18 protein-coding genes are annotated in these 25595 nt (G+C 49.8%); 9 read left to right on the top strand and 9 right to left on the bottom strand.

All coding sequences use genetic code 11. The features are described from left to right. Positions 1-84: 84 nt before the first annotated feature. From JW878_05060 to JW878_05045, 4 genes are all read right to left on the bottom strand, one after another. Positions 85-1443: a DUF1743 domain-containing protein gene (locus JW878_05060; GenBank protein ID MBN1762432.1), complete on the bottom strand. Its 1359-nt coding sequence runs from the start codon at positions 1441-1443 to the stop codon at positions 85-87. 201 nt (positions 1444-1644) lie between these two features. Next, positions 1645-2811: a trypsin-like peptidase domain-containing protein gene (locus JW878_05055; protein ID MBN1762431.1), complete on the bottom strand. Its 1167-nt coding sequence runs from the start codon at positions 2809-2811 to the stop codon at positions 1645-1647. A gap of 257 nt (positions 2812-3068) precedes the next feature. Then, a complete protein-coding gene (locus JW878_05050) occupies positions 3069-3539 on the bottom strand; it encodes a GyrI-like domain-containing protein (GenBank protein ID MBN1762430.1) in 471 nt (156 codons plus the stop codon). A gap of 108 nt (positions 3540-3647) precedes the next feature. Continuing rightward, entirely contained in the window at positions 3648-3953 is a 306-nt protein-coding gene (locus JW878_05045; GenBank protein MBN1762429.1) for a hypothetical protein, read from the bottom strand. A gap of 66 nt (positions 3954-4019) precedes the next feature. On the opposite strand from JW878_05045, the gene JW878_05040 reads away from it, so the two are divergent. Then, positions 4020-4208, top strand: a complete 189-nt coding sequence (locus JW878_05040; protein ID MBN1762428.1) for a hypothetical protein — start codon at positions 4020-4022, stop codon at positions 4206-4208. A gap of 10 nt (positions 4209-4218) precedes the next feature. Here JW878_05040 and JW878_05035 read toward each other — a convergent pair whose 3' ends face one another. Further along, positions 4219-4734 carry a nitroreductase family protein gene (locus tag JW878_05035; GenBank protein MBN1762427.1) on the bottom strand — a complete coding sequence of 172 codons (516 nt, stop codon included), beginning with the start codon at positions 4732-4734 and terminating at the stop codon, positions 4219-4221. Positions 4735-4880: 146 nt separating this feature from the next. Here JW878_05035 and JW878_05030 point away from each other — a divergent pair, with 146 nt between their 5' ends. Continuing rightward, entirely contained in the window at positions 4881-5156 is a 276-nt protein-coding gene (locus JW878_05030) for a hypothetical protein (GenBank protein ID MBN1762426.1), read from the top strand. 207 nt (positions 5157-5363) lie between these two features. On the opposite strand, the gene JW878_05025 is transcribed toward JW878_05030, so the two are convergent. Then, positions 5364-7685 (bottom strand): NACHT domain-containing protein, encoded by a 2322-nt coding sequence (locus JW878_05025; protein ID MBN1762425.1) that lies wholly within the window; start codon positions 7683-7685, stop codon positions 5364-5366. Between the two features lie 186 nt (positions 7686-7871). On the opposite strand from JW878_05025, the gene JW878_05020 reads away from it, so the two are divergent. Together JW878_05020 and JW878_05015 are read left to right on the top strand one after the other, a co-directional pair. Then, on the top strand, positions 7872-9107 hold the full coding sequence (locus JW878_05020) for a hypothetical protein (protein MBN1762424.1): 1236 nt from the start codon (positions 7872-7874) through the stop codon (positions 9105-9107). A gap of 100 nt (positions 9108-9207) precedes the next feature. Beyond that, a complete protein-coding gene (locus JW878_05015) occupies positions 9208-10239 on the top strand; it encodes a DUF362 domain-containing protein (GenBank protein ID MBN1762423.1) in 1032 nt (343 codons plus the stop codon). Positions 10240-10412: 173 nt separating this feature from the next. Here the strand turns inward: JW878_05015 and JW878_05010 are convergent, their stop codons facing one another. Together JW878_05010 and JW878_05005 are read right to left on the bottom strand one after the other, a co-directional pair. Then, positions 10413-10640: a hypothetical protein gene (locus JW878_05010; protein MBN1762422.1), complete on the bottom strand. Its 228-nt coding sequence runs from the start codon at positions 10638-10640 to the stop codon at positions 10413-10415. A gap of 274 nt (positions 10641-10914) precedes the next feature. Further along, the gene (locus JW878_05005; protein MBN1762421.1) at positions 10915-11835 is read right to left on the bottom strand and encodes a cation transporter; all 921 of its coding nucleotides are present in this window, start codon (positions 11833-11835) and stop codon (positions 10915-10917) included. A gap of 287 nt (positions 11836-12122) precedes the next feature. Between JW878_05005 and JW878_05000 the strand changes: the two genes are divergently transcribed. The 5 genes from JW878_05000 (at position 12123) to JW878_04980 (ending at position 24304) form a co-directional block, all read left to right on the top strand. Next, positions 12123-14468, top strand: a complete 2346-nt coding sequence (locus tag JW878_05000) for a DUF11 domain-containing protein (protein MBN1762420.1) — start codon at positions 12123-12125, stop codon at positions 14466-14468. A 272-nt stretch (positions 14469-14740) separates the two neighbouring features. Continuing rightward, positions 14741-21223, top strand: coding sequence for a hypothetical protein (locus JW878_04995; GenBank protein ID MBN1762419.1), 6483 nt, complete (start codon positions 14741-14743; stop codon positions 21221-21223). A gap of 164 nt (positions 21224-21387) precedes the next feature. Then, positions 21388-23178, top strand: coding sequence for an indolepyruvate ferredoxin oxidoreductase subunit alpha (gene iorA, locus JW878_04990; GenBank protein MBN1762418.1), 1791 nt, complete (start codon positions 21388-21390; stop codon positions 23176-23178). After that, a complete protein-coding gene (iorB, locus tag JW878_04985; GenBank protein MBN1762417.1) occupies positions 23175-23768 on the top strand; it encodes an indolepyruvate ferredoxin oxidoreductase subunit beta in 594 nt (197 codons plus the stop codon). The genes iorA and iorB overlap by 4 nt, the downstream gene beginning before the upstream one ends. A 26-nt stretch (positions 23769-23794) precedes the next feature. Continuing rightward, complete coding sequence (locus JW878_04980) at positions 23795-24304, top strand: hypothetical protein (protein ID MBN1762416.1); 510 nt, start codon at positions 23795-23797, stop codon at positions 24302-24304. Positions 24305-24586: 282 nt separating this feature from the next. Here JW878_04980 and JW878_04975 read toward each other — a convergent pair whose 3' ends face one another. Beyond that, a complete protein-coding gene (locus JW878_04975; protein ID MBN1762415.1) occupies positions 24587-25432 on the bottom strand; it encodes an ATP-binding protein in 846 nt (281 codons plus the stop codon). Between the last annotated feature and the right edge of the window lie 163 nt (positions 25433-25595).

Here is a 25595-nt window from a genome sequence, read left to right as displayed (position 1 = left end):
CCGCTATCGGCTAAATGATGCACCCGAATTCATTCGGAGGGGCGAGGATGGGGCTTTATGAGCTTTTGCTTGCAGGTGAAAAGCTCATCTGCTTGGATGATAGTTACTGAATCCTTCCTTCATACGCAGACGGATCAACGGTTTCGAGATATGTCGCCGTGCAACCGGGGGGACTTCATATAAGCCCTCTTCTATCTCCCGTTCCACTATTTGAACTTCCTTATCGGTGCTATACGTCTTGCACCGCTTGCACCGGTAGCCCTGCGATTTCCCCGCGGATTCCATCCGCTTGCCGCATTGCGCGCATCGCGGATTCACTTCTGCTTTTACGTTCAATTTCCGCAGCTCTATCTTCTCTAGATTGATTGTCCTGTCCTTGAACGACCCGTAGACTTTGACTTCATCGCCAAGCCGCAACTTCCGGATAATATCACGGAAGTTCTTCGTCGGCTCGTACGCGATGCAGTCGATACGATCCTTCGGTTCTCCTGGATGCGTAAGCGAAAGTGTAAACGCAAGCACAAAGACCACGTGCCCTCCTACAATTGTTCTGGGATTGGACTCTACTACACCGTCTAAAATATACGAGTGGTAGTCGTCCAGCGTAGCATTTACTTCTTTACACGCCGTAATCAAATGCGAATCCGTGCCCTGGTTCGTGACGAACAGCATTTCACGCTCCGCAGGCTCTGCCTGTATCAGTTCACGCGTGTCGTAGAGCGCGTCTACGCTATCACCGCGTATCCCGAAGAGGACGGGGCAGGGTGAATGCGGTGCGCAAACTATCTTCTTATTCGCGTGGTCTACCGTATCCCAGGTCAGAGGATAGGTGGCTTCATTCGCATTCCACACGCTCGCTTCGCCGATAAGCCGCGACGTGCCCCAGCGTTCCTTCTCACGATAAACGATCAGCTCGTACGTGCAATCGAAATACGCAGGTTCACGCGTCTGCACCGTTAGAAACGCAGCTGCCGCCAAAGCGCCTATAAGGCCTCTCTTATTCTTTAAGCCGAAATAATCGAGCTGCAATTCCGCGATGATGTCATACGCGTGTTTCAGCTTCACGACGTCTCGCACCGCCGTTTCGTAAAAGTCAATCAGCAGCTTGCGCTCGTTCTTACCGGCGCTGTCACGCAGCGCGTATAAAGCTGCATTATCAATAAAGACCACGCCAGGGTTTGTCTCTTCCTCGTCCACCTCTGAGAGCTCACAGACATGAGACGTGACGAACTCCTTTACGTTTTCCTCTTTTTCTGCAGGTACGACAACCTCGAAGGATACCGCGCCGTTGCCGCGCGTTTTAAACGGAATGCAGGGATTAAGTCGTACCAATCGCGGTGTTGAAACATCTCCGTACACCTTCAGCTCGTCAACTAAAACGGCACAGAGATACGTGGTGCACATTCCGTTCCTCGAATCCGTATCGTCTATTCCTATGATCATTCAAACTTTCTTTTAAAAAGAAAGTTTGATCAAAGAAAAGAAATAAGATAGAAAAGGGTTATCAAAAGAATACTGCTGAAAGAACGACGTTTCCTAGTACAGGTTCTTTTTGAAAAGAAAGTGTAAGAACGTTTGAAAAGAAAAGAAAGAAAAAATGGCTTGTTTGATGAATGTTTCAGGTCAAAACCGCTCGTCATGGGCCTACAGTGACGGCCTTTCGCCAAGGACGAGTTCGAGATCGATGAGTTCGCCGTTTCGGATGATTTCCAGCGTTACGATATCGCCGGGTTTCTTGTTCCGCTCGATATATACCACCATATCAATGAGTTTTCGCACGGTTACCTTATCAATTCCAACGATAACGTCGCCGCCGAGCGTAACCGTTCTTCCGTCAGCAGTGGTTGTTTGATTGGCCGCTTTAATGCCCGCGGCCTCAGCGGGGCTGTCGGGAACGACACCGACAACTATGGTGCCCTTCGTAATGTTCAGACCGATGGTCTCGGCTATATCAGGGTCAAGATCCACCGAGGAGATGCCAAGCCAGGGGTGCTCGTAGGTACCGGTTTGAATGAGCTCTGGCGCTTCTCGGCTCACCGTATCCGACGGAATAGCGAATCCAACGCCAACCGAACCTTCAATTATGGCCGTGTTCACCCCAACCACTTCACCGCGCATATTCATCAGCGGCCCTCCGGAATTGCCCGGATTTATCGCCGCATCCACTTGAACAACATCCACAATTTTGTAATTGCGAGGAGCGTCAAGCTCCCGGCCCAGTTGACTTACGATTCCGAGACTCATCGAATTGCTCAAGCCAAACGGATTCCCGATAGCCATGACCTCTTCGCCTACGAGAAGCTCGGATGAGTTCCCTACGGGAAGAGGATGAAGCAGTTCGGGCGAGTTGCTGTCCACGCGAATAACCGCCAGGTCACTGTACGGATCAGCCCCTACGAGCTCCGCAGGTACTATCGTTCCGTCGCTGAACGTAACATCGATCGCATCTGCGTCCTCAACCACGTGATTGTTGGTGATGATGTGTCCTTCGGTATCGTAAACGAAACCGGATCCGCTCGAAACAGGCTCCAAACCCGCGAGCGTCTGCCACTTTACCGTGATCAGCACGACTGAATCCTGCGACAAGTCGTAAATCTGAACAGGGGTTAAGTTAGTTGAAGGCTGACTTATAGTCGAACGGCTTGCCGCAGGCTCTGGCTGAATCGAATCTTGTTCACTTTGGAGTTCCGAAATAGTCCGCTGGAGATCGAGCATTACGTAAGAGAGCAAACCCAGTTGGGCGATGAGGATTACTATAAGCACGATCGAGACATACATCCATCTGCTTTGAGGTTCGGGCTCGGCCGCCATTTTAGTTAGGCTCCTTCTCTTAGCCAGCTAAGCTAGCCTTTTAAATCAACTTATGGTACGAATAACTGATTTCTACACTTATATCTTTTATTTTCATTTCAATTCTGCAGGATACAGTGCCATTTTAGTGCCACACCTACGATTTCATACTTCGTTCTGATAATGCTGGTGAGGTGGATACGTAGTGGCAGCTCAGCACTCACGTCCACATTATAAGCTATTCGGGAGACCGGAAGTACTGAATTTTATGTGTTCCGTTATTCTACAGGCGCGAATATTTCGGTTAGTATCTCTTCCTGCGGGACTTCGTGCGGATCGTTCAAATATAGCTCTCTGGTCGGTCCTACGATCTTTTTTCCGTTCGCTGCGAGCCAAGCGAAGAGTTTCTCGTAGGTTGGGCCACACTCTTCATAGGGGCCTTTATGACTGGTCTTTGCCATTTTACCGCCGGGCAGTTCGTAGCACTTGATCTCCGCAGTCCCCTCCACCTTTTCTGCGATCGAAATTGCGACCTCGACATCCGCAGTTCCCGCTTCATTGGCCTCCATAGCCTGCTCGGGCGTCATCTCATGACAGATGAAGATCGGAGGCCCTATCATTTGAACCCCGTGCGCAAAAGCGAATTCACAGAGCTGCTGAATCAGCGTTGCGATTGTCCCGTACGGCCCTCTCTTCCGCATGCCGAGCACCAGCTGCGGCTTTACCTCAACAATACTTATTTCTTCCATTCATACCTCCTCCTAATAAGTCGGTTGTTTGCCGATTAATTTAAGGATTTGTATTGCATGCGGTACTGCGGGTTACGTGTAAACAAACGTCAAGGCGCGGGCGGCATACTACTCGAATCGTTCTGGCTTGTTAAATTCGATCTCCGTCACTCTGAACCGCGCATAGCTGATGTACGGCTGTTCTGCCTTTAACGAGCGTTTGAAATATCGCTGCACGGGTTCCGGCAGCTCGTTGAGCTGCTCGTACGAGAACGCGGTATCGGAGATAGATGTCTTCGGAATTCGCGAAGAGTGCTTCGATTTCCTTTGAAAATTGTTTGGTAAACATGCGATCGATCGTTCAAACTCCGATAAGGGTATAACTACGATAACAACTGCACCGCTTATGAACCTGTTCTTCGCCCGCTTTACCAATTTGGCTCGTTTGGTCTTGCCCTCTCAGAAATAGATTTTATATGGGCTGGATGTAGCTTAAAAAGTATGAAGAAGCGAGAACCCCGAAGTTTGTTAGGATTAGGCTTTGCGCTATTCGGATTTATGCTCATTGTGCTCAGTGCGATTGATTACGCAGTGGGGTTGTCTGTGGAGACCACAGGGTTTACCGGTATCGGCATAGCGTGTTTTGCCATGGGGTTATACCTAGCGGCCAACAGGAGCAAGCAAAGATAGTGGCCGCGAATCACTTCGTATCGAGGATTTTGCTGTATTCGAGCTGCTCTTTAGGAATGGGCGGCTTCGCCTCGTCCGAGTAGCCGAAGGCGATGATCGATTCCACTCGCAGGGTCGCCGGTAACCCGAGCACGCTCTTGACGTACTCTTCGGCGGTTGCGGTGTCGTCATGCATCCGTTTCCGTATCTGGATCCAGCAGGAGCCCATCCCCAGGCTCTGACCGGTGAGTTGCAGGATAATGGACGCGATAGAGCAGTCCTCGATCCAGACGTCCGATTCGTGCTCGTCTGCGCAGACCAGGACGCCCAAAGCTGCACCTCTCAAGAAGCTCGAACCGCTGGGCTTTGCTCGTGAGAGTGCTGCCAGCTTCGTTTTCTCAGTCACGAAGAGAAAGCGCCAGGGTCTGAAATTACGCGAGGTGGGCGATCGGACGGCCGCCTCCTTCAGCAGTTCGATCTGCTCGGGCTCGATAGGCTCATCCTTATACTTACGAATACTGCGCCGCTTTCGCAAGAGGTCAAGCATGATCAATTTTCCTCCCGGTATTTCTATGGCTTTGCCGTGAAATAAGCTTATCTCTCTGGCGGAGTTCGACCAGGATTTTTCAGGTGCAGTCCATTTCAAAATGCTCAGAACGGCTACCGCGGCAGCAGGAGGGTGCTCAAAGGCCGATGAAGGAAGGAGACGGAGAGAAATCGAAAAGGCTGTTGTTGGGAGCACGGGTAGAGCCTTACGGTAGATATTTATGTGAGGAGCATCATTATAGAAGTGGGATCACCATGGGCATAGGTTGGCTTATCGGCTTACTCATTCTTTTTATTGCGCTCTCAATCCTGGTTCTGGTAGTGAAAATCTCGCTGAAATTACTCAAAATTGCTATCGGCATAGGACTCATTGTGTTGATTGTTATCGTACTCAGCCAGCTTTTGGGGTTCTATGTTCTGTAGCCTGTCTTCAAAAGGTTTCGGACCGATCAATCAATCACTCACTAACCGTGCGTGCAGCGGTGCTAATATTGGGTAAAACCGATCCTTAACGAGGAATGATTTGGCGCGTTTTTTCAGAATGAGCGGCTTCAACGCCCCAGAAACAGCCTGCGCCGAAGGTTGCTTTTTGCATTTTTGTATTTTCTAGGATTTCTGATTTTCTGCAAATCACCTTAAGAACCAAAGCAAATCCATTTTTTCCTTAATTTGATATTTTAAGGATTTTGGAAGTAATTCAAAGAGTTTTTCAAGTTCATCGGCATAAATTGAAACTACCTTCACCCACGATAGAGTGGCAACTTCACTCTTAACCGAGTTTAGGGAACCAATATCATTTAATTTGAATTCTATGAGTCCAAAATAGTTTTCTGAGTCTATAGTATCATAAATCCTAAAAACCTTTACTTTAAAACTTGAATGAATCTTACTAGTCACTTGATCGTCCATTTCTCTAATACTTGTATAAGCTTCCGTTCTTGATTTGTTTATTTCTACAAAATCTCCAAAAACATACAAAGAAATTTGAATCCGTTTCGCAGATGTCAGATCTTTTTCATAGAACAACGCTTTGGTAAAATCAACATTGCTCAAAGCACAACTATTAAAATTAGCTTCTCTCAAATCTGCTGAACTTAAATTAGCTCCGAATAAAACGGCCCCTGATAGATCCTTTCCTGCTAATGCCGCTCGATCCATGTGACAAAGCAGAGTAACTGCGTTGCCACCAAGGTATTTAATATCCTCTTCCGCTCCTGTCTTTGTGGATTCTATCCAGTTCCAGAGGGTTTCTATGTTAGGATTTAACTCCGCTAAAAACGCGGTAACCACAGGTTCTAACCGTCCTTGTTTGAACGCATAAGGCGTATCATTCTCGATTTCTTCTATCAATCCCCTTGCAATCAGATACTCCATGATTGACCTATGGGAAAACTGATATTCGTCACCTTCGCGAATCAAAAATGAGCAGGTGAGAAACTCCCTGGTATAGGCTTCCAGGTCACCTTTGGGGGGATTAATAACTTCCGCTACGTGCTTTAATGCATCGGTGAACGTAATCGCAGAGATGTCACCAACAAAAAAATCTAGAGCTAAGTGTTTAAGTAGGGAAAAACGAGCAGGTTCTGGAAGAAAGAGAGTCCTCTTTTTCAAAATTTTCTGTCGTTTGATTTCTCCCATGAGATACGTCTCGTACAAATTTGGACGATTAATCGACTTACCACTTGTAATTAGTTGAGGCAAGGTTTTCGCAATCATTTCTAAAAGCACGGGACGTCTGGAAAGATCAGATAGCCCTTCAATCTCTCGTATACGGTCGCGATAATAGGTCCAGGGCTGCACAGCTTCTTCAATCAATGGGACTCTCTTTTTTAAGAAGGAATTTACCTGTTCGTCGTCCCACGGCTTAATTCTTAACGGTCTATACTCGGTCTCCCGAGCTGCGAGCAGTTCCCCTTTTGGACGAAGAGCTTTCTTCTCCTCTTCACCGCTGATAAAATATTCGAGTCTACTGGTAAGGATAACCTTGCTCTTCGGAGATGCCGCGAGTTTCTCGATCTCTTGAAGATTCATTTCCAGTGTGTCTACGTCTACTCTTACCGCCATCTCATCAAAGCCATCAAAAACAAGGAGAAAGATACCCGCGTCGTTCATGGCCTGGAACAATTTGAACCGTGGATTAATAGCTCCACACTCCTCATCGAGAAAAGAAGTAACAAGAGACTCCAGTTTCAAGGTCTTAGTAAATTCACGAAGATTAAACAGAATTGGGATTCTGGAGGAACCCGGCGTTTTTAAATACGAAGCGGCCAGATCATGTGCCAGTTTCTGACACCACGAAGTTTTTCCGGTACCGTATTCACCTAAAATGGCCAAATGTTGTTGCGTACCGTTGTGCTCCAACCATTGCTTTATGTAATCGTCAATAACAGGAATTTTTTCAGTCTTTTCTCCGTAACCATGTTCCGCACTTAAGTCGACGTAATATGCTCCCAGTGGAGGTTCACTTGGTCGTCTTGGGTCTCCCTTTTCGAATCTATCAACTATGCCTTCAAGATACGAAGAGAAATCAATGAGTTGCGCTATCTTTTCCTCGTAAGTGAGGAGTGCAATTCCGGATTCGCGAGCAAAACCCTTTGCTTGATCGCTACATGGAACTCGTGTAATGATCTCTGCTGAATCAGCATCACCAGTTTGCCTAGCGGTATCTAAGAGCCCTTTAAATTGCATTACTCGTTGATTTTGCGCAACAGCTTTCTTTTCGTCCTTGCACTCAACGATCACACGATGTCCCGTAGGACTACCGGGAAGTCGAAATGTAGCAAGAATGTCTACCTTTTTCTGGCAGATCTCGATATTCTGGACAACCTCCGCTCCAAGTAGGCGATATAAACCCGCTACGGTATCTTCAAACTTGGCACCCTTTTGGACTGCCGCTTTTCCCCTTGAAGTCTTTGTTGAATCCGATTTCTTAGAGGACTTGTTTTTCACCATTTTGGTAGCATTTGAAATTTTGGTACTCTCCGTTTAAATCCAAAAATCACCGCTCAAATATAAAACTTTCGCTTATTTTCATCAATGTACTGTAATTTTCTGACCGCTGAAAAAATCGAACTTAATTATGCGCTTGCGGTAATCTAAGAACTACGACTGTTACCGAAATATCACGGGAGTGAACTAATGTATCGCGTATGCATCGTCTGCAAGGGCTCGCGGTTGTTATGTGGCCGCAATTCCTGTCCGTTACTCGCCGCGCTACGGAAACGAACGAAGTATACCGAGTTCGCCAATAAGACGGAGTATTTCGGGCCCTCCACCTCCATCTTCGTCGGCAGAATCGGCTACCCCAACGTACGCGTGGGCCCGATGTCGGTGTTAGAGCCCAAGGACGCGGGAATAGAACTCGGCCGATTCGAAGAGCCGAGCCAGTGGTTCGCGCAGGGACTCGGCATGGACGATATCGTGGAATTACACAGTGCTACGTTACGCTCGAAGCACGGGGAGCATATCAAATCGAAATCAAACTTTGTGACGGACCTGACCGAACTCGCGCTTGCCACAAAGCCGGTCGACGTCGAACTCGCATTCAAGAGCAAACCGTCGGTTAACCTCACGTTCTCTGATATGATGCGGCCGATCGGTGCGAGCGTGAACGTAGAGAAGATGCACGTTGCCGAGAACCCGAAGATCCCAAAGCAAGTCGACCGTATTGTCTCGGACGATATCAAAGCAGTCGAGGCCGCTCATAGCCTCTACGGCCTTGGCCTGGACGTCTACAAAGTATCCACGATCCTGTCATCGGGCGCTTTAGGCTTGAGCCAAGCGCAAAGGATGGTGCCGACGCGCTGGAGCATTACGGCCACGGACGACATCATCTTCAAGAAGCTGGCACCGGAAATCAAAGAATTCCCGACCGTTGACTCCTATTACGTCTACGAATCGTCGTACATGGACAACCACTTTCTGGTGCTGCTGATGCCGTCTCTGTTCGAGTACGAGAACTTCGAGGCGTGGTTCCCGGGTTCTGTGTGGAGCGATGCGCGGAACCCGCGACCGGTAATCGTTGAAGATTACGAAGGCTTCAAAGGCCGGAAACGGTACGCGGAGAAAGAAGGCGGTGGCTATTACGCGGCACGATTGGGCGTTGCAGAAGCGTTGCACAGGATGCGGCGGCAAGCTGGCGTCGTGGTCTTCCGGGAAATATCGCCGCAGTATTCCGTTCCGCTCGGTGTATGGGTGGTACGCGAAACCGCACGCGACGCGTTTAGACACCGAGGTGAGAAGTTTGATACCCAAAAAGGAGCGCTCACGTATATCGATGCTCGATTACGTGCACAGGAAGAGATGCCGTCTCGCTTGAAAGATTTCGAAGCGCTCAGCCGGATATTACGGCAGAAACGGCTGACTGATTTTTAGTTAGTGCAGGCTCTTTTTCGGGCAGTCAGTCAAGCAGGAGATAATCAGCATCGAAAGTGGAAGCTCTTAAAAGAAATCAAGTGTTACATTTTTACTGGACATGACCGAAGTTTACAGGCTTGCGGAGCTGGGCAAACCCTCACGGCTGAGGGACTTGTTCCAGATGGTTTCCGGAATAGAAAAAGGCTCGCTGGTTGCCGTGAAGCTGCATATGGGCGAGCTGATCAATTATCGCTTCATCCGGCCTGCCTTTGTGCGTGAGATCGTGACGGCGATCAAAGACGCGGGAGGGAATCCCTTCCTGACCGACACGACCACCTTATACCCGCGCGGACGATACAATGCCGTCGGCTACCTCAAAACGGCACGGCAGAACGGGTTCAACTTCTCGACTATTGGTGCGCCCGTGATCATTGCAGACGGCCTGACGGGCGAGAGTGGCATCAGGGTCAAAACCGGTGGGGCACTCGTAAAACAAATCGAACTTGGACAGGCGATCTACGAAGCCGACTATCTGGTTACGGTAACGCACTGCACTGGCCATATAACCGTTGGCTATGCGGGCGCTCTAAAGAATCTCGGCATGGGCTGCACCACAAAGAACGGCAAGCGCGCAGTGCATCACTTCTCGATACCGGAAGTGGATACTGAAACGTGCGATACGTGCGGAACCTGCATCGAAACCTGTCCGTATTCAGTAATCCACATGGACGATTTCCCGGTAATCGATCGCACGGGGTGCGTCGGCTGTGCTCGCTGTGTCAAAACCTGTCCAACGGGCGCGATGCATCAACCAGAAGGATGGTTCGAGGACTACCTAACAGCGTTGGTTGACGCTGCTCATGCGGTCACCAAAAAATTCAATCGCAATAGCTGTTTCATTAATTTCCTTACCGATGTAACCGCAATGTGCGATTGCACCTTCCAACAAAAACCTCTCGTTCCCGATCTCGGCGCGCTTGCATCCCGCGATATCCTCAGCATCGAGCAAGCCTCGTACGATCTTATAAGAGAAGCCGCCGGACGGGATGTGCTATGCGAAGCCCTGAACATCAACGGCGAGCTTCAATTCAGCATCGCGGGAAAGCAAAGAATGGGAAGTCGGGACTATACGCTGATGGATCTGGATTAAAAGCCTCATTCATTGATCGAGGGCGCACCGATTGGAGCTGTATTCATAATGCCTATACTTGCAGGCATAGCTTCTTCGTGCACTATCCGCTGCTGACTGTAACGACTATCCCCGTCTCAAAGCTCGATACCGTTTCACCGCCAGCTAAAATATAAAAAAGAAAAAGGGAGAAGTTATTTTTTTGCTGCTTCAGCAACTCTCCCTATTTTGATTGTTGCATACACCGCAATGATGGTAACCACAACTGCATACACCAACAACGCTCCAATTGTCTCTGATGTACCAAATATTGCTTTAAAGATGGCAAGTATTGCCCCATTCCACGCAAGTGCTGCAACTAATCCGAAAGCCGCGGTAATCAACGCAGCTAGTTTTTCTATGACTTCTGCATCCATTCTCATCACCCCAAAAAGATATAGGGGAACTCGGTATTTAAAGTTAACTCTTGCCCAGTGCTTCGGTATATCTATGAATCGCGTATAAGTCTCGTATATCCCCTATATCGCGATGTTTTTCATGCTATTCCAATAAATTCGGATTACCAGTGGGTGCTGAGGCTTAAGCTCTAAGCGTGGTATCGTGGCTTTCTTCTTTTCTCGGTTATCGCACATCCACCTGCTACGTGCAGGAATCCTTCGTCGGGCAATCCTCGCGGCCGTTAACCGGGTGAGTTAGTTATGGAATCCTACAGACCTCGGGTTCGTAGTCAGACGCTATCTGAAGTGTGGATTCGATGATGCGATAGTTTTCGGCAAGATGGTTAGTGATTCGTGCTAGGAGCTCCCCGTGATCACTCGCTACGATGGCGCTTGGTAACTTTATGTGGGCGGAGAAGACAAGCATATCAGGCGTGATAGCCCAGAGATGCACGTTATAAAGCTCTTCGATCTCCGGAAACGTGGTCTTCAAATCGTCACCGATGATAGCAATATTCATTCCTGTGGGTGCCAGCTCCAATAAGATTCTGCTCGACTCTTTCAGGATCCCCCAGGCCCAATACAGGATAAGCGCGGATATGCCCATGCTGACGAGCGGATCCACGATATTCCACATGGTATAAAAAATGACCACGGCTGCTATAACGATGCCGATCGACGAAGCAGCATCTCCAATGAGATGGTAAAACACGCTCCGTACGTTGAGATCGGTTGTGCTGCCGCGAAGTATGAGGATACTTGCTACGTTTACCACGAGGCCAACGAGCGCAATCACGAACATCTGGAGCCCGAGCACTTCCCGTGGATGGACAATTCGGAGTATCGCTTCGTACACGATGATGCCCACTACCAGAATGAGAAATAACCCGTTGATGAAGGCCGCTAATATCTCTGCCCGGTACAAGCCAAATGTCCGATGATGGCAGGGCGGCTTGCGAGCTATCTGTATCGCTATAAGGCTTATGCCAATCGCGAACGAATGCGTAAACATATGCCCCGCATCGCTGATCAGTGCAATACTGTTGGTCAGAATGCCACCAATCACTTCAACAACCATCACAACCGACGTAATAGAGAGCGATAGCAGCAGCTTTCTCTTTTCCACCGCACGATATTCAAACAGATGCTCGGAGAACGCATTCTTAGTCTTTCGTTCCATCTCTATCCCTCTGATTCTGGGTCTGTATACTCACTCATACCGTCTCCGTGTAAAAGAAGTTTGCGGATAGGTGAACATAGGATGAACGTAAGCGAATCGTTTAATTCCTGTTCACCTCACGATCCGATACCCGAAGTGGGAAGGCGTGTGACCACGGATTTTTGAGCACTTGCATTCCTGACATGAGAGATAAAGTAATTGGCCAGATCGTATCCTCATAGGAAGCAATGACTCACCCGCAATTGCAGTGGAAAGTAAGCATATTTAAATATAGGTATACACTATAGGTGCACGTTGAGATAACCAAAAGCTGGCGCGGAAGAAAGAAGGGAAGGGCGGCGATGGGTAAGCCAAAGCGGTATTTGAGAGTTATTGAACGAAGCGGAGCGGGCAGGAACAACGGAAGTTTTATCATGGTATTCGTGATTTTCCTGTTAGCCCTTTCCATAGGAAACGCGGCGGCCTTACCGTGTACTATTAGCGTGGACGGAGACGCGAGTGATTGGGATTCCACGCCTAAATTGATTGAAGATCCTGAGATGGATACGATTCCGTTCGAAACCGGCTACGACCTAACCGGCGTTTGGTGCTGCTACAACAACAAAGAGGATAACCTGTATCTCATGATGCAAACCTCAGGCGTTGCCGGGGATACCGATGGGAACGGGTGGAACCATAACAATACCTATGTTTTCGCCGATTATCCTGGTATAAGTGGCACAGCAAATGAGACCTATGGTTTAGACCTGGATACCACCAACGATCACATGAGAGAGTATCGTATAGAATATACAAGTAATGCAGTCACCGCACAATACAGAAACGGTACGACAATACCCGTTGTTCATGCTGAGGGTGCTTTCAGCGACAATAACACCAAACCAGGGATAATTGAAATGGGTATCACCAACGCGAGTTTAGTTCTCACCGGTGGGAGCTTGTGCCTACGCGGATATGCAAGTGCGTTAGGGATGCTCAATGATGAGACGCCCTGGGTGTGCATTAATCCAGGGATATTTCAGCCCAATATCACGGTCAACATGACGGTGAAGAATGCCACCGCGGGTTATGTGAACCGGGTTACCGCCCGTCCCGAGGAAAGTGTGACATTTAAAGTAACCGTTAAGAATACCGGTGCTTGTCTCCTTGATGCGGTGATGTACGATACGCTTCCAGATAGTTTGGAATGGGCTAATGACGCCTCCCCTAAGGAAACAGGCAAGGATGCAGAGAACGAAACGATATGGTGGAATTTCTCGCTTGACCCGGGGGCATCACATGAGATCTTCTTTGATGCTAAGGTAATAGGGCATGCGGGCGAGTATGCAAGTGAGGTTAACGTAACCGGAATTAACCAAACCAGTGGCTTGTGTGTTTCTGATAAAGACAATGCAAGCGTGTTCCTGATTCCCGAACCGGGGATAACAATAGAGAAAACGGTATGGGACAGCACCGCGTGGGTAGATCAAACGGAGGTGAATCATAATGATACCGTTCGGTTCACGTTACGGGTGCGGAACAGCGGATCCTGCTGCAATTTGACCAACGTAACCGTCTCAGATTATTTACCGGCGAGCCTGGAGTATGTGGGTACGATCGCACCGTTTGAACCCTCTGCTACTGTTGACAATTATACCTGGGCCTTTGCATCACTGAATCTATCCGAGGAGAGGACCATTGTGTACGATGCGAACGTGACGGGTCGCAGCGGAGCCATTATGAACAACGCGACTGTGTGTGGGCACTACCCGGAAAACGATACGACGTTATCTGATCAGGATGCTGTAACGCTTACCATCACGTCTGCGGCTTCGGAACGAGGTGACAAACGAGGTAGAGGAAAACGGGTAACGATTACAGGAGAGACGTGTACCACACCCCTTCTCGTGACCACAACAGGAACCGTTATTACAACGAGTATCGCAACGTCCGTAGATGGGAAAGCAAGCGTCACGATATGGGAGAGAACCATCGCACGAGATGCGAATGAGCAAGCTTTAACAGGGGTCTCCATAACTCGACTGGCGGTCTTACCCGTGGCTGTGGGAGTTCCAGCGGGCGTCACGTACGTCGGTTATGCGTATGATATCGGTCCGGATGGTGCGACGTTCAGCCAGCCAGTGAGGAGTGCTATAACCTTTGACCCTGCGGACTTTGAAGGAAGAACACCGCTGATTTACACGTACGAAACGGGTAGATGGAGGGCACTTGAGACCACAATCGTTGAGAGTACAGCAACCACAAGGATGAATCATTTTTCCACCATCGTACTCTTCGCGGGAGAAGAGGAACTCGGAGAGGTATCAGAAGGGGCACCGGAAGGAGCATCCCGGGCGGCATATCCTACACCATCGGTAACAGAAGAACTACCGGAAGGAGCGCCCGGTTCGACGAGAAGTCGTTCTATCTTGCTTATCGCACTGATTGCACTGGTCACTGCCGGAATAGTCGCAGCAGTCGTTTACAGGACGCAGGGAGGAAGAAAAACAGGGATACTCTTGGGAATACAGTCACGTCTGAAGAGACGAGAAAAGATCGAGTCGCTCGAGTGCTGTAAGCGGGGGATGCTCGCATCAATCATAGATCGAGTGCATGGAAGGAAGGGGAAGAGGTACAGGAAAGTTTGGAAGTAGACGAGGAGAAATAGCGGAACCCATAAAGCGGAATAAAGACGAAGCGGCTTTGCATTTTTAATGCCATTTTTGGCCGATTAAAAGTGCAAAACCAGACGAAGCGAAAGTTTTAAATAGGAGCAGAACTTTTTTCCCACCAAGCACAAAATCTGACGATATAACGCTCTCCAAAAGCGCCTTCGCCCCGATCGCCATAGAGGGCAAACTATGATAAACCGTTAAGATCAGCGAAGTCTCCTGAAGGCTGGCGGTGTGCTAAACCTGGAGCGCGCATGTATAAACCAAACTATATCTTCGCGATCTTTGCAGTTGTTGTGTTGCTAGCAGCAGCTTTGCAGCCCGCCATAGCCCGACCCGCTGAGACCTCGTTGCATCGGGATTCAAAACCAGAGCTCTCTTCTCTCACACCCGCCACCGCTTCCGCTTTGAGTGCGCTCGGAGAAATGCGCGCCGCGGCGAATCAGCAGCAGAATAACGGGATGGACGTTGTTGCACTGCAAAATGCAACGCCCGTTGCTAACCGAACCGATACGGACGGCGATGGCTTGTACGATCCGGTCGAAGCGGTCCTCGGCACGGATATGAACGACACGGATACGGACTTCGACCGTCTCAACGATTCAGATGAACTCTTGATTTATTCAACTGATCCGCTGAAACCAGATTCCAACTACGACGGCCTTCCTGATTATTTTGAAGTGCACAATGTCTCGCTTGATGCCGATGGTGACGGGTTCCCCAATGCGTGGGATTTCGACAATGACGGTGACGGCGTCATTGACGCGATGGATATGTCCCCGTTTTCCTATTCCAATCTCAGCAGCAGCTTCCATTTCGATATCAAAACCACAGGGAATATCACGTATATCAACTTCCAGATCCAGCCGGAAGATGCGTATCTCCTGTATATGCCGGGCCAGACGTGGGACTGGCGCGACAAAGACAGCCGGGGGAACATTAAGGACCTCGACGACTCCAAAGCGGATGTCCATGTCACTCCTCTGCTTGAGTTAACGGTCAATACTGCGCCAAACCAGTCTTCGGTAACGGATTACGGCATCTCAGTCAGTGGGAATAAAGCGCTTGTTCCCCTTTCACCTGACCAGGATTATGGAGCCCCTGTGGCCATGCGAGGGCGGATGTTTTATCCCGCACCCGCACCACTGGAGATTTCGGCAGACGCACGGCTGATCTGGATGATCAGCGGAGCCAGCGACGAGAAGCGTGATTCGATAGCCTTGAGAGCGCAAAACGGATTTTATGTCCGCGCTGATAACGAAAGCAATGGCACGCTCGTTGCCGACAGCAATGTAACGGGCAATTGGGAGAATTTTACACTGCGTGACGTGAGTGAGGATACGATCGCGCTCAAAGCGCATAATGGGCTCTATGTCCGTGCCGATACCGAGCGTGGCGGGACGCTCATTGCGAAGAGTACTGCCGTCGGCGACTGGGAAAAGTTTGAACTCGTCGAGGTTGACGGTGATAGCAATAAAACAGCGTTAAAAGCGCATAATGGCCTGTACGTCCGTGTCGATACGGTAAACAGCACGCTCGTTGCGGATAGCAGCGCCATCGGTGACTGGGAAACCTTTGTACGGCTTGATCAGGGCGAAGTTGTAGACTCTGATACTATAACGTTCGGCCACTACTATGAAAACTTTACGCTTACCGGGTTCAGCGTGGAAGAGAGCTCGGGCTCTGACGTCGGCTTGTTTTATAGCGCCGATAAGAACGAGACACTTGAGGCGGGCTTCGTGCTCGCGTACGATTTCGTGCGGAATGCCACGACTCGCGTCGCTGATATGCCAGCCGACCTCCTCGAGCATAATGTAACGGTAAACTCAACAATCCGGTCCTTCGCGCACCAGGATGAAGCCTTAATGGAGGTCGCGAGTAATATGACACCAAATGTGCTCCAGTCATTACCCCCGGATCTCCTCATTCCTATTCTTGCAGCCTTTGAAGACCGATTTACACGAAAGGACATGGATGATCTTCCCTCTGCTTCCGTGACCTCCTTTGAGATAGATCTGAGGAGCGAGCCGATTTTAACGACGAAGACGATGAAGATGAACTGGTATAACACCAGCTCGAATGAATCACTCGAGTTAGAATCGATTGTGACCGAGATGCAGGACTGGGGCCAGGCTCAGGGGGTCGATACTGATAACCTGGCAACCATGCTGAGTGTGGTACTCGCCTGGAATGTTGGTGAGACCATGGTCACGAGCATTGGTTCGGACGTGACTGATTTCGATTATCCCGAAGGACTGGACGTGGTGAACGACCTCAAGGACTACGGGCTTATTGACGGGCTCCAATTTATCGGTGAGACGATAAGAAGCGTGGGTACCGCGTATTACTTCATCAAATTCATGAAAATAGAGGCAACAGCCTCTGCCGGAAGTTCCGGCTGGAAATTCGCGAGAGCGTCGGTGAAAACGATAGCAAAGGCAGAAACGGGCGCTCTCAAAGCGGTAAAACGGGCGACGAAAGCCATTGAGGCTATCGGATGGGTCATAGAGATTGGTCTGGCACTCTATTCCTTCTTTGCTATGGCCATCGATTCGGGCTGGAGCAATAAAGGTATCTTCGTCGGCACCCTCTATGCGACGTTGACGATCATCATTGCCATTGTGCTCTATGCTATTTCATGTATCCCGATTGTGGGCCAGATACTTGCTGCAATAATTATTTTATCCGACATCCTTACCATGTTGTTCTTCGGCCAGGGCTGGATGGAGATGCTGATTGGCTGGATCATCGACTTGTTTACCGATGTCCGGGTGCGAAGCGAGGTCGTTGGACTCGATATGAAAGACTCGTCCGTGAATATTGACGATTCTGATAATAACGGCCTGGACGTTGGCGACTGGATTGAGTTTAAGAGCACGATAACAGGAACCGTGAAGCGAACCGGACACGGCGGGTGGAATGATATAGTGCAAAGTTACGTGAAACCCTCCTATAAGTTAGGTTTTAGCGTGGGTTACTACGAACGGTCTACTCCAATGCCTAACCCTACCAAAACGGATTGGAACTCGACCCATAAAGTAGATACGTATGATGTGTGGGTCAAACTCTGGCCGCGAAGTGGCGTTAATCTCCCCATGCTGGTGCAACTGGTCGCCGATTACAAAACCTTTTACGACGATTGCTGGTGGTTATTTGGCTGGCATTGCGACAGGGAGAGTCAAACAGGATCGAGCACGAGCAACATCGATACGCTCTACTTCGATGTCTTCCCAGCAACCATAAGCGAGTTTGTGCGCTGGCGCGGGATGACACCGCTGGAGAACGACCATGACCACGACGGGCTCACGTACACTGAGGAACGCGATAACGGCACCTCGCCCTGGGCTTTCGATACCGATGGCGATGGTTTGAGTGATAAGTATGAGCTGGACATTGGCACGAACCCACGTGACGCCGATACGGATCGAGATGGTTTGAGTGACAAGGTTGAACTCCTGTACAGCACGAATACGTCCTTCTGGGATTCTGACGGTGACGAACTCTCGGATTACATGGAGACCAACGGCTGGGTCATTACCGTTAATTACAGCGGGTACGTGTTCAACACCACGGTTCACGCGGATCCACTGCGTCCTGATGGCGATGGCGACGGCGTTGAGGACGAGATGGAATATTTCAGTTTCCTCAATCCGCTCTCGAAGGATACCGATGGCGACGGCGTTATGGATATAGCTTCACCGAAGTACTATACCAAGTTCAATTACACCTTGAAATGGGGCAGTGAGGGCAACGAGACCGGGAATTTCACCTATACGCCGGGTAGCATAGCAATAGACGAAGACGGGTACGTCTATGTCGCGGAAACCCCGAATGAGTGGGCCCCACCCTCTCCAACGCCCCGGATCCTGAAGTTCGACGCTAACGGTACGTACCTTGCACACTGGTATGTAAATGATACTAGTGTTTCACATCTGTACATGAGCGATTTGGCCGTGGGCAACGGCTATGTCTACGTTACTACATATGGTTGGCCGAGTAATTGGAACATCACAAAGTTTGATACCAACGGCACGTTTATTACCTCGTGGCGGGATCCAGTTATATCACCGGTGCTCGTGGCAGTGGGCCCCGATGGTAATGTGTATGTTTACGATGGAGAGGTGATGTCTATCTTGATCTTTGACTCCGATGGAGGGTTCATAAATAAATCGTGGAGTTTAGGCTATCGGGCTGGGGGGATAGCCGTCGATAGCCACGGGGACGTCTGGGCTGTCGATAATCGTGATTGTGGCATTTATCAGTACTCTAACAACGGCACTTTACTCAATCACTGGGGTGGATGCGGCTCGGAAGACGGTAATTTCTCGTCGCCCGAGGGTGTGACGGTGGACATTGGCAGCTTCGTCTATGTCGCGGATACCAATAATCATCGCATCCAGAAGTTCGCTCCTGACGGCTGGTTCCTCAAACGATTGGGGTACGAAGGTACGAGCGATGGCGAGTTCAAAAAGCCCCGCGACGTGGCGGTTTACGAGCCTTACCGGCTCTTACGGTTAGCCAAGAATTACAATCTGGGTGATACCGGAACGTGGGGTTACGTCGGCGATGTCTATGTCGCCGATAGCGGAAATTACCGCATCCAGAAGTTCGCTATGGACACGTTACTACCGGATATCCTCAAGGATTCAGACGGCGATGGGTTGACCGATCTCAACGAGACGATTGGCTGGAACGTGACCTTTACCAATGCGACCGGCACATACACGATTCAGGTGTCGAGCGAGCCGCTGATGAATGATACGGACCTTGAAGGGCTCACCGATTACGGGGAGTTCAACCACTTATCCAACCCGCGAGATGTGGATACCGACGACGATGCGCTCACCGATCTGGTTGAATATGAACTTGGAACGAATATTCTCCACTACGATACCGATGGTGATGGCCTCGACGATGGTGCGGAAATCACCTTCGGCAGCAATCCGCTCCTACCTGACACCGACAATGACGGGCTTTCGGATTACGAGGAGTTCAACCTCTCACTCTACTTCCCCTATTATGCGGGCCTCAACTTCACCACCGATCCGACCAAGCCTGATACCGACGATGATGGGCTCACCGACTCGCAGGAGATCAATTTCTCAGATCCGCTCCTCCCGGATACCGATGGCGATTTGTTGAACGATAGTGAGGAAAAGAGATGGGGCACAGATCCATGGAATCCTGATACCGATGGCGACGGGCTCATTGACGGACACGAGGACTTTTTCAATACGAATCTGACGAATCCGGATAGCGATAACGATGGCGTGAACGACAGTGAAGAGATCGACAAGCACTTGGATCCGCTCCTGAATGATACCGATGGCGATGGGCTCCTGGACGGGGACGAACTGAACCGGAGCCTCAATCCACTGAGCCGCGATTCAGACGGCGACGGCATACCCGACTCGGAAGACTTTGACAGCTTTACCACCTTCGAGGAAAACGTTTACCTCGCCTACGACCCAGACGCTGATACGGACGAGTTCGCGGAGCAACTCAATGCGTCCTTGAATTACACGTATCTCCATATCGTCTCTCTCGATGAGCTGTTGACAACTCATTCAGAGGCGCCGTATATCGTGCTGGTCGGCAGACCGGATGCGGCGAACGGAACGGTTGGTGCCCTCATTCACGATCTTCTAGCGGATTCCGGGGAGATCTTGGATCAGATGCTAGAATCAGATTCCTACCGGTTTGTGGTGCGGTACGGAGTCTGGAACAGAACGCAGACGGTCTTGATGCTTTCACATCCCTATCCGCGTGATCATTACAGAGCGCTGAACATTCTCAAGAGCAGGACGGTGACGATACGACCGGATTCGGCGACGGTGAGCTATTCAGCACCACAGGATTTCTTCGAAGTAGATACCATCGATACACTCAAGGAGACCGATTCAGTCGTTGCTGCTGCTCTTGACGAACCGGTGACGCTCTCTGTTCAAATGAGCAGATATAACGGCTCGACAATACCGTTCGCACTGTCTGATACTTCGGGCTTGACCGGAAAGGACAAAGCCCTGGGACGGTATCTCGATATAGTGGTAAATGAAACGGTGCAGAACGAGACTACAAGTAACCTCACGGGGGCCACGGTAACGATTTACTACACGGTGGCAGATCTGGACCGAACGGGCGACGGCGATGCAGATGATGACGCTGACATCGACGAGAGCACTTTGAAACTGTACTGGTATGATGAAACACAGGGTCGCTGGACAGAGCTTTCGACGAGTATGTCGTGGGTGCTTGGAATCGGCGTAAACACAACGGATATCGAGCTTTACGGGAACGACTACGAGGGCTATGTCTGGGCGGATGTGCTGCATTTCAGCACCTACGGGTTGGCTGGCCAAATAAGTCCACCATCAGGTGGTGGGGGTGGAGGGCATGGTCGCTATATCCAGAGAGACTCTGATAATGATAGCTGGAGTGATATAAAAGAGCTCATCGAAGGAACGGACCCCTATAATCCCGATACTGACGGGGATAGCTTCATCGATTCGGAAGACCCGTTTCCGCTGGATCCGACGTTGCCACCAAAACCTGCTACACCCTCGCCTGTAACACCGAGTGCCACACCTATTATGACGCCAGCACCGATACCGACGCCGACAGAAATGCCAGCGACACCGACACCAGAAGAGCCGGGCTTTGACGTAATTCTCTGGCTGCTGGCTGTTGCTTTTGCGGTGGGACTCGATTATGTGAACCGGTTCAAGAGGCGGCGCTGATTCCGGCTAATTCTTGGTTAGCTCAACTCAGCTAAAATCGCCCGCGTTTCATTTTAACCGTAAACTTCGTGTGCTTTCTCATACTACGTACGCTGCTTCTAAGACTGGACTGTAATCAAAATACCCCTTATATATATCACCTTGAATATTACAGGGGTATACGTATGAAGGAATATCTGCTTGGAAATGCTGCGATTGCAAGAGGCATCCTCGAGGCGGGTGCGGGCGTCGTTACCGGCTATCCCGGGACTCCGGCATCCGAAATCGTGGAGAGCATGGCGCCGTTCGCCAAGAAACACAATCTCCATGTCGAATGGTCAGTGAACGAGAAGGTCGCGCTGGAAGTTGCCAGTGGCGCGTCATGGACGGGCACGAGAGCTGTAGCCACCATGAAACACGTGGGCTTGAACGTTGCTGCAGACCCGTTTATGACCCTGGCGTACACCGGCGTGAGCGGTGGACTCGTGGTGATCGTCGCTGACGACCCCTTCTGTCATTCATCCCAGAACGAGCAGGATACACGACGGTATGCCCAGTTCGCCAGCATTCCCTGTCTGGACCCTGCAGATCCACAGGAGGCAAAGGATATGTGTGTTTACGCTTTTGAACTCTCGGAGGCGCTGGATTTGCCGGTTCTCCTCAGACCTACCACTCGGGTCTCACATGCCCGAGCGGATGTTGAGGTCGGGGAGATAAAAGAACGGCGTTCGAATCCCGAGTTCGTGAAGGATCCTGCTAAATGGGTTATGCTCCCTGCACACGCCCGGCCGCGTCATACCGAGTTGCTCAGGAAACAGGAGCGTATAAAAGCTGCTCTGACCAATTTGCCCTGGAACCGACTCGTGCTGCGAGGAGAGCTGGGAGTCATTACTTCTGGTATTTCCGGACTCTATGCAGAGGAAGCGATCAAGCAGCTGGACGCAGATATTTCCGTTCTCCGGATTGGCACTTTTCCGCCACCGGAAGAACTGTGCGCTGAATTTCTACGGCATGTCAGCACGGTGTTGGTGATCGAAGAGCTGGAGCCGGTACTAGAGGAATACGTGGAGCGTTTTGCACGGGTGCACAATCCCGATCTGAAGATTCTCGGCAAGATGAGCGGGCACATCCCACGTGAGGGCGAGTTTGATTCTTTGCTGGTCAGAAATGCACTTGCAACGATGTTCGATCGCCCGCGGGAGGAAGTCCCGGCTCTGAAGGAAGCGGACGAGATTCTACCGCCCAGACCGCCAGCACTCTGCCCCGGCTGCAGCCACCGGGCGACCTACTACGCGATGCGGAAGGCATTCGGAAAGAATGCGATCTTCCCGAGCGATATAGGCTGTTATACGCTGGCCGTGCGCATGGGCACCATTGATACTTGCCTCTGTATGGGTGCGAGCATAACCCAGGCCAGCGGGATACGGTTCGGCGGCGAGGAGCGAGATATCTGCTGCAGCATCGGCGATTCGACGTTTCTCCATGCTGGAATGCCGGGATTGCTCAATGCCGCGTACAATAAGGCGCGAATAACTGTTGCTATACTTGACAATTCGACGACGGCAATGACCGGGCATCAGCCGCATCCCGGGACAGGCTTCACCGTCACCGGTGAGGAGACCACGGTTGCGTCGCTTGACGCGATCGCCAGGGCACTGGGCGCCGATTTTGTCGAGACGGTAGACCCTTACGACGTCAAAAGAGCAATCGAGACCTTCACGCAAGCGAAGGAATTCCCCGGGCTTTCGGTTGTTATTGCGAAGCAGTCCTGCATGATTACCGCGCGACGAGCTGGTGTGAGACGAAAACCATTCGTCGTTAACACCGCAAACTGCACGGGGTGTAAGAAGTGTGTACAGTTTGGCTGCCCTGCGATCGAATTCGAAGGTGATAGTGCTCGCATCAACGCGCTCTGCTCCGGCTGCGGGGTCTGTGCGCAGATCTGTGAAAATGATGCTATCGAGGTGGTCGAATGAAGACATCTGAGTGTGACATCGTGGTGGTCGGCGTTGGCGGTCAGGGCGTAATCCTAATCTCAAACGTAATAGGCACGGCGACACTTAAGGCCGGACTGCCCGTTCGGGGCGCGGAGACGCACGGGATGGCGCAGCGCGGCGGAAGCGTGATAAGCCACATCAGGTTGGGCTGCGAGTACGGCCCGATGGTGCCGCCCGGAGGTGCAGATGTATTAGTCGCTCTTGAGCCTGCAGAAGCATTGCGGTACGGCCATTATCTTTCACGAGATGGTGTCGCGCTGGTGAACACGCATGCCATTCTCCCCGTTACCGTTACCACCGGGAAGGCCACGTATCCCCCGCTGGATGCGATTCTTGCGCCGATCCGAAAAGTTTGCAGAGAGGTCAAAGCGTTCGATGCAACAGAGCTGGCCGTGCAAGCAGGCACGCCGCAGACGATGAACGTCGTGATGCTCGGCGCGCTCTCCAGATATGTGCCGTTACACGAGGAAACGCTCATCGAGGCACTTAGCGAATCGATAAAAGCGAAGTATATAGAAGTCAACAGACGCGCGTTCGAGCTCGGCAAGCAAGAAGTAGAGGCACAATAAATATAATCACAGGCTGGAAGATAGATATGGACCCGGACCTGTTCGAGAAGATGGACGCTGCACAGCTCAAGAGCTACCTCGAGTTTTTACTCTGGCACTACCGCGTCGTCGATGCGTTCTGGTTCCTTTATACAGAAGAGCGATTTGATCAAGAGGTTGCCGAAGAGCTTAACGAAAAGGTCTGGGGCAAGTCAGCCGAACTGGCGGCTAAAGAGATACTGAAACGGTTTGATATCAAGGAGAAAGGCTTGAAAGGCTTTGTCACGGCTTACAAATTATTCCCCTGGTCTTCTATTATAACGTATGAGATAGAAGAGAAAGAGGACGAAGTTGTGATTTCGGTGCCGCACTGCCCGCCACAGGAGGCGCGGCTCAAGCACGGGCTCGGTGAATACGTCTGCAAAAACATGCATTACGAGGAATTCAAACGGTTCGCCGCGGTGATCGATCCGAGAATAAAGGTCGAGTGCGTCTTCGCACCGCCGGATCCGCATCCCTCTGACTGTTTCTGTAAGTGGCGGTTCACTATCAGATAACGACTTTTTTAAAGATTTGGGTTTTGGCGGTAAAGCACATTCAAATCTAGCCGAAGCTGAAAAACGGAATAGCATCAGATTGGATAAGATTCGAACTTTAGGACTCCTACGAGTCGTAACTAACTCAGCAACCCCCGTTTTTTTGGTTCTCCTTTTCGATTTGACCGTTCAATTTCTATGAAATGATTTTAATGTTTGATTTTAGTTAACGCTTTTAGTAAACCCAGATGCTGTGTGATAGTGTACTTTCGCATTTCCAGAAGAAATTTATTTGAAAATTATTCAATATCCAAACTCCTCATCCAATCGAATTGATTTCAGTGGTATATCTTGTATTACACTCCCTTCATCTCCTTTTGTCACTTTGAAGACTTTCACTTCGTTCTCCTCAAATTTGCTGTCTGCTCCCTCTCTTATTTTGTCTAATAATTTTGCATAATGAGTCGTAATAATAACCTGTTTAGCATCATCTTTAGTGGCGTCGAGGAACATATTTAACAGATTAGATTGTGCAAGTGGATGAAGGGCAATTTCAGGCTCCTCTATCAGTATTGTACTACCGGCAGGAGATCCAAAACACTGTACTATTGCAGAAAATATCTGATTTGTACCAAACCCTATATCCATTATACTCGTACTAATAGGAAGCTTATCATCCTTAAAAATTGCGGTACACGTCCCCCTGCTCAATATAGTACTTAAATCGGCGATATTAAACTTCTTTGTATGTTCAACTATCTTACTGAACGCATCAGGTTTATTGTTTCTAATATATTGAAGAAAAGCTAAAGTAGTAGCACCATTATGCACTTCATCTGGCTCTTCTGCCACACTTTGTTCTCTCATTGAAACTCTTCTGGATGCCGACAAAAAGTATATTTTGTTCATATTACCCAAAACTGTGGATCTCAATTTCTCGCTAATGTCTGCACAATAAGGTGTTTCTTTTGGTGTCACCGCGCCCCAACCTAAAAGCCTAAATGAATCGTTGATAAAGTCTCCCTTGATTATTTCTGGTGAATATTTCATCATATGTCTACTTTTATCCTCATCAAAGTATAATTCACATATAAGGCCATCCTTTGTCGATAAAGTCTCCGATAATATCCGGTCTATACCGGCATTCACTGTTAGATTAACCGAGTGAAATCATGATTTTTATATGGTGTCGCTTTGGCTATTTTATTCAATGTCTCAATTTCATTGTAGAGTACGATTATTATTTCGTTTTGCTTTTTTAACGTTACTCATACCACTTGTCCTCCTTCAGGAACAGGCCGAGAATCGCTTC

This window comes from Methanomicrobia archaeon (assembly GCA_016930255.1).
Lineage (GTDB): Archaea > Halobacteriota > Syntropharchaeia > Alkanophagales > Methanospirareceae > JACGMN01.
Note: the sequence above shows the minus strand (reverse complement) of the source record. Positions and strands in the feature narration are given on the sequence as shown.

Excerpts from the sequence above, each read along its gene's own strand:
- JW878_05060 (MBN1762432.1), bottom strand. The coding sequence starts at position 1,443 with ATGATCATAGGAATAGACGATACGGATTCGAGGAACGGAATGTGCACC.
- JW878_05055 (MBN1762431.1), bottom strand. The coding sequence starts at position 2,811 with ATGGCGGCCGAGCCCGAACCTCAAAGCAGATGGATGTATGTCTCGATC.
- JW878_05050 (MBN1762430.1), bottom strand. The coding sequence starts at position 3,539 with ATGGAAGAAATAAGTATTGTTGAGGTAAAGCCGCAGCTGGTGCTCGGC.
- JW878_05040 (MBN1762428.1), top strand. The coding sequence starts at position 4,020 with ATGAAGAAGCGAGAACCCCGAAGTTTGTTAGGATTAGGCTTTGCGCTA.
- JW878_05035 (MBN1762427.1), bottom strand. The coding sequence starts at position 4,734 with ATGCTTGACCTCTTGCGAAAGCGGCGCAGTATTCGTAAGTATAAGGAT.
- JW878_05030 (MBN1762426.1), top strand. The coding sequence starts at position 4,881 with ATGAAGGAAGGAGACGGAGAGAAATCGAAAAGGCTGTTGTTGGGAGCA.
- JW878_05025 (MBN1762425.1), bottom strand. The coding sequence starts at position 7,685 with ATGGTGAAAAACAAGTCCTCTAAGAAATCGGATTCAACAAAGACTTCA.
- JW878_05020 (MBN1762424.1), top strand. The coding sequence starts at position 7,872 with ATGTATCGCGTATGCATCGTCTGCAAGGGCTCGCGGTTGTTATGTGGC.
- JW878_05015 (MBN1762423.1), top strand. The coding sequence starts at position 9,208 with ATGACCGAAGTTTACAGGCTTGCGGAGCTGGGCAAACCCTCACGGCTG.
- JW878_05010 (MBN1762422.1), bottom strand. The coding sequence starts at position 10,640 with ATGAGAATGGATGCAGAAGTCATAGAAAAACTAGCTGCGTTGATTACC.
- JW878_05005 (MBN1762421.1), bottom strand. The coding sequence starts at position 11,835 with ATGGAACGAAAGACTAAGAATGCGTTCTCCGAGCATCTGTTTGAATAT.
- JW878_04995 (MBN1762419.1), top strand. The coding sequence starts at position 14,741 with ATGTATAAACCAAACTATATCTTCGCGATCTTTGCAGTTGTTGTGTTG.
- iorA (MBN1762418.1), top strand. The coding sequence starts at position 21,388 with ATGAAGGAATATCTGCTTGGAAATGCTGCGATTGCAAGAGGCATCCTC.
- iorB (MBN1762417.1), top strand. The coding sequence starts at position 23,175 with ATGAAGACATCTGAGTGTGACATCGTGGTGGTCGGCGTTGGCGGTCAG.
- JW878_04980 (MBN1762416.1), top strand. The coding sequence starts at position 23,795 with ATGGACCCGGACCTGTTCGAGAAGATGGACGCTGCACAGCTCAAGAGC.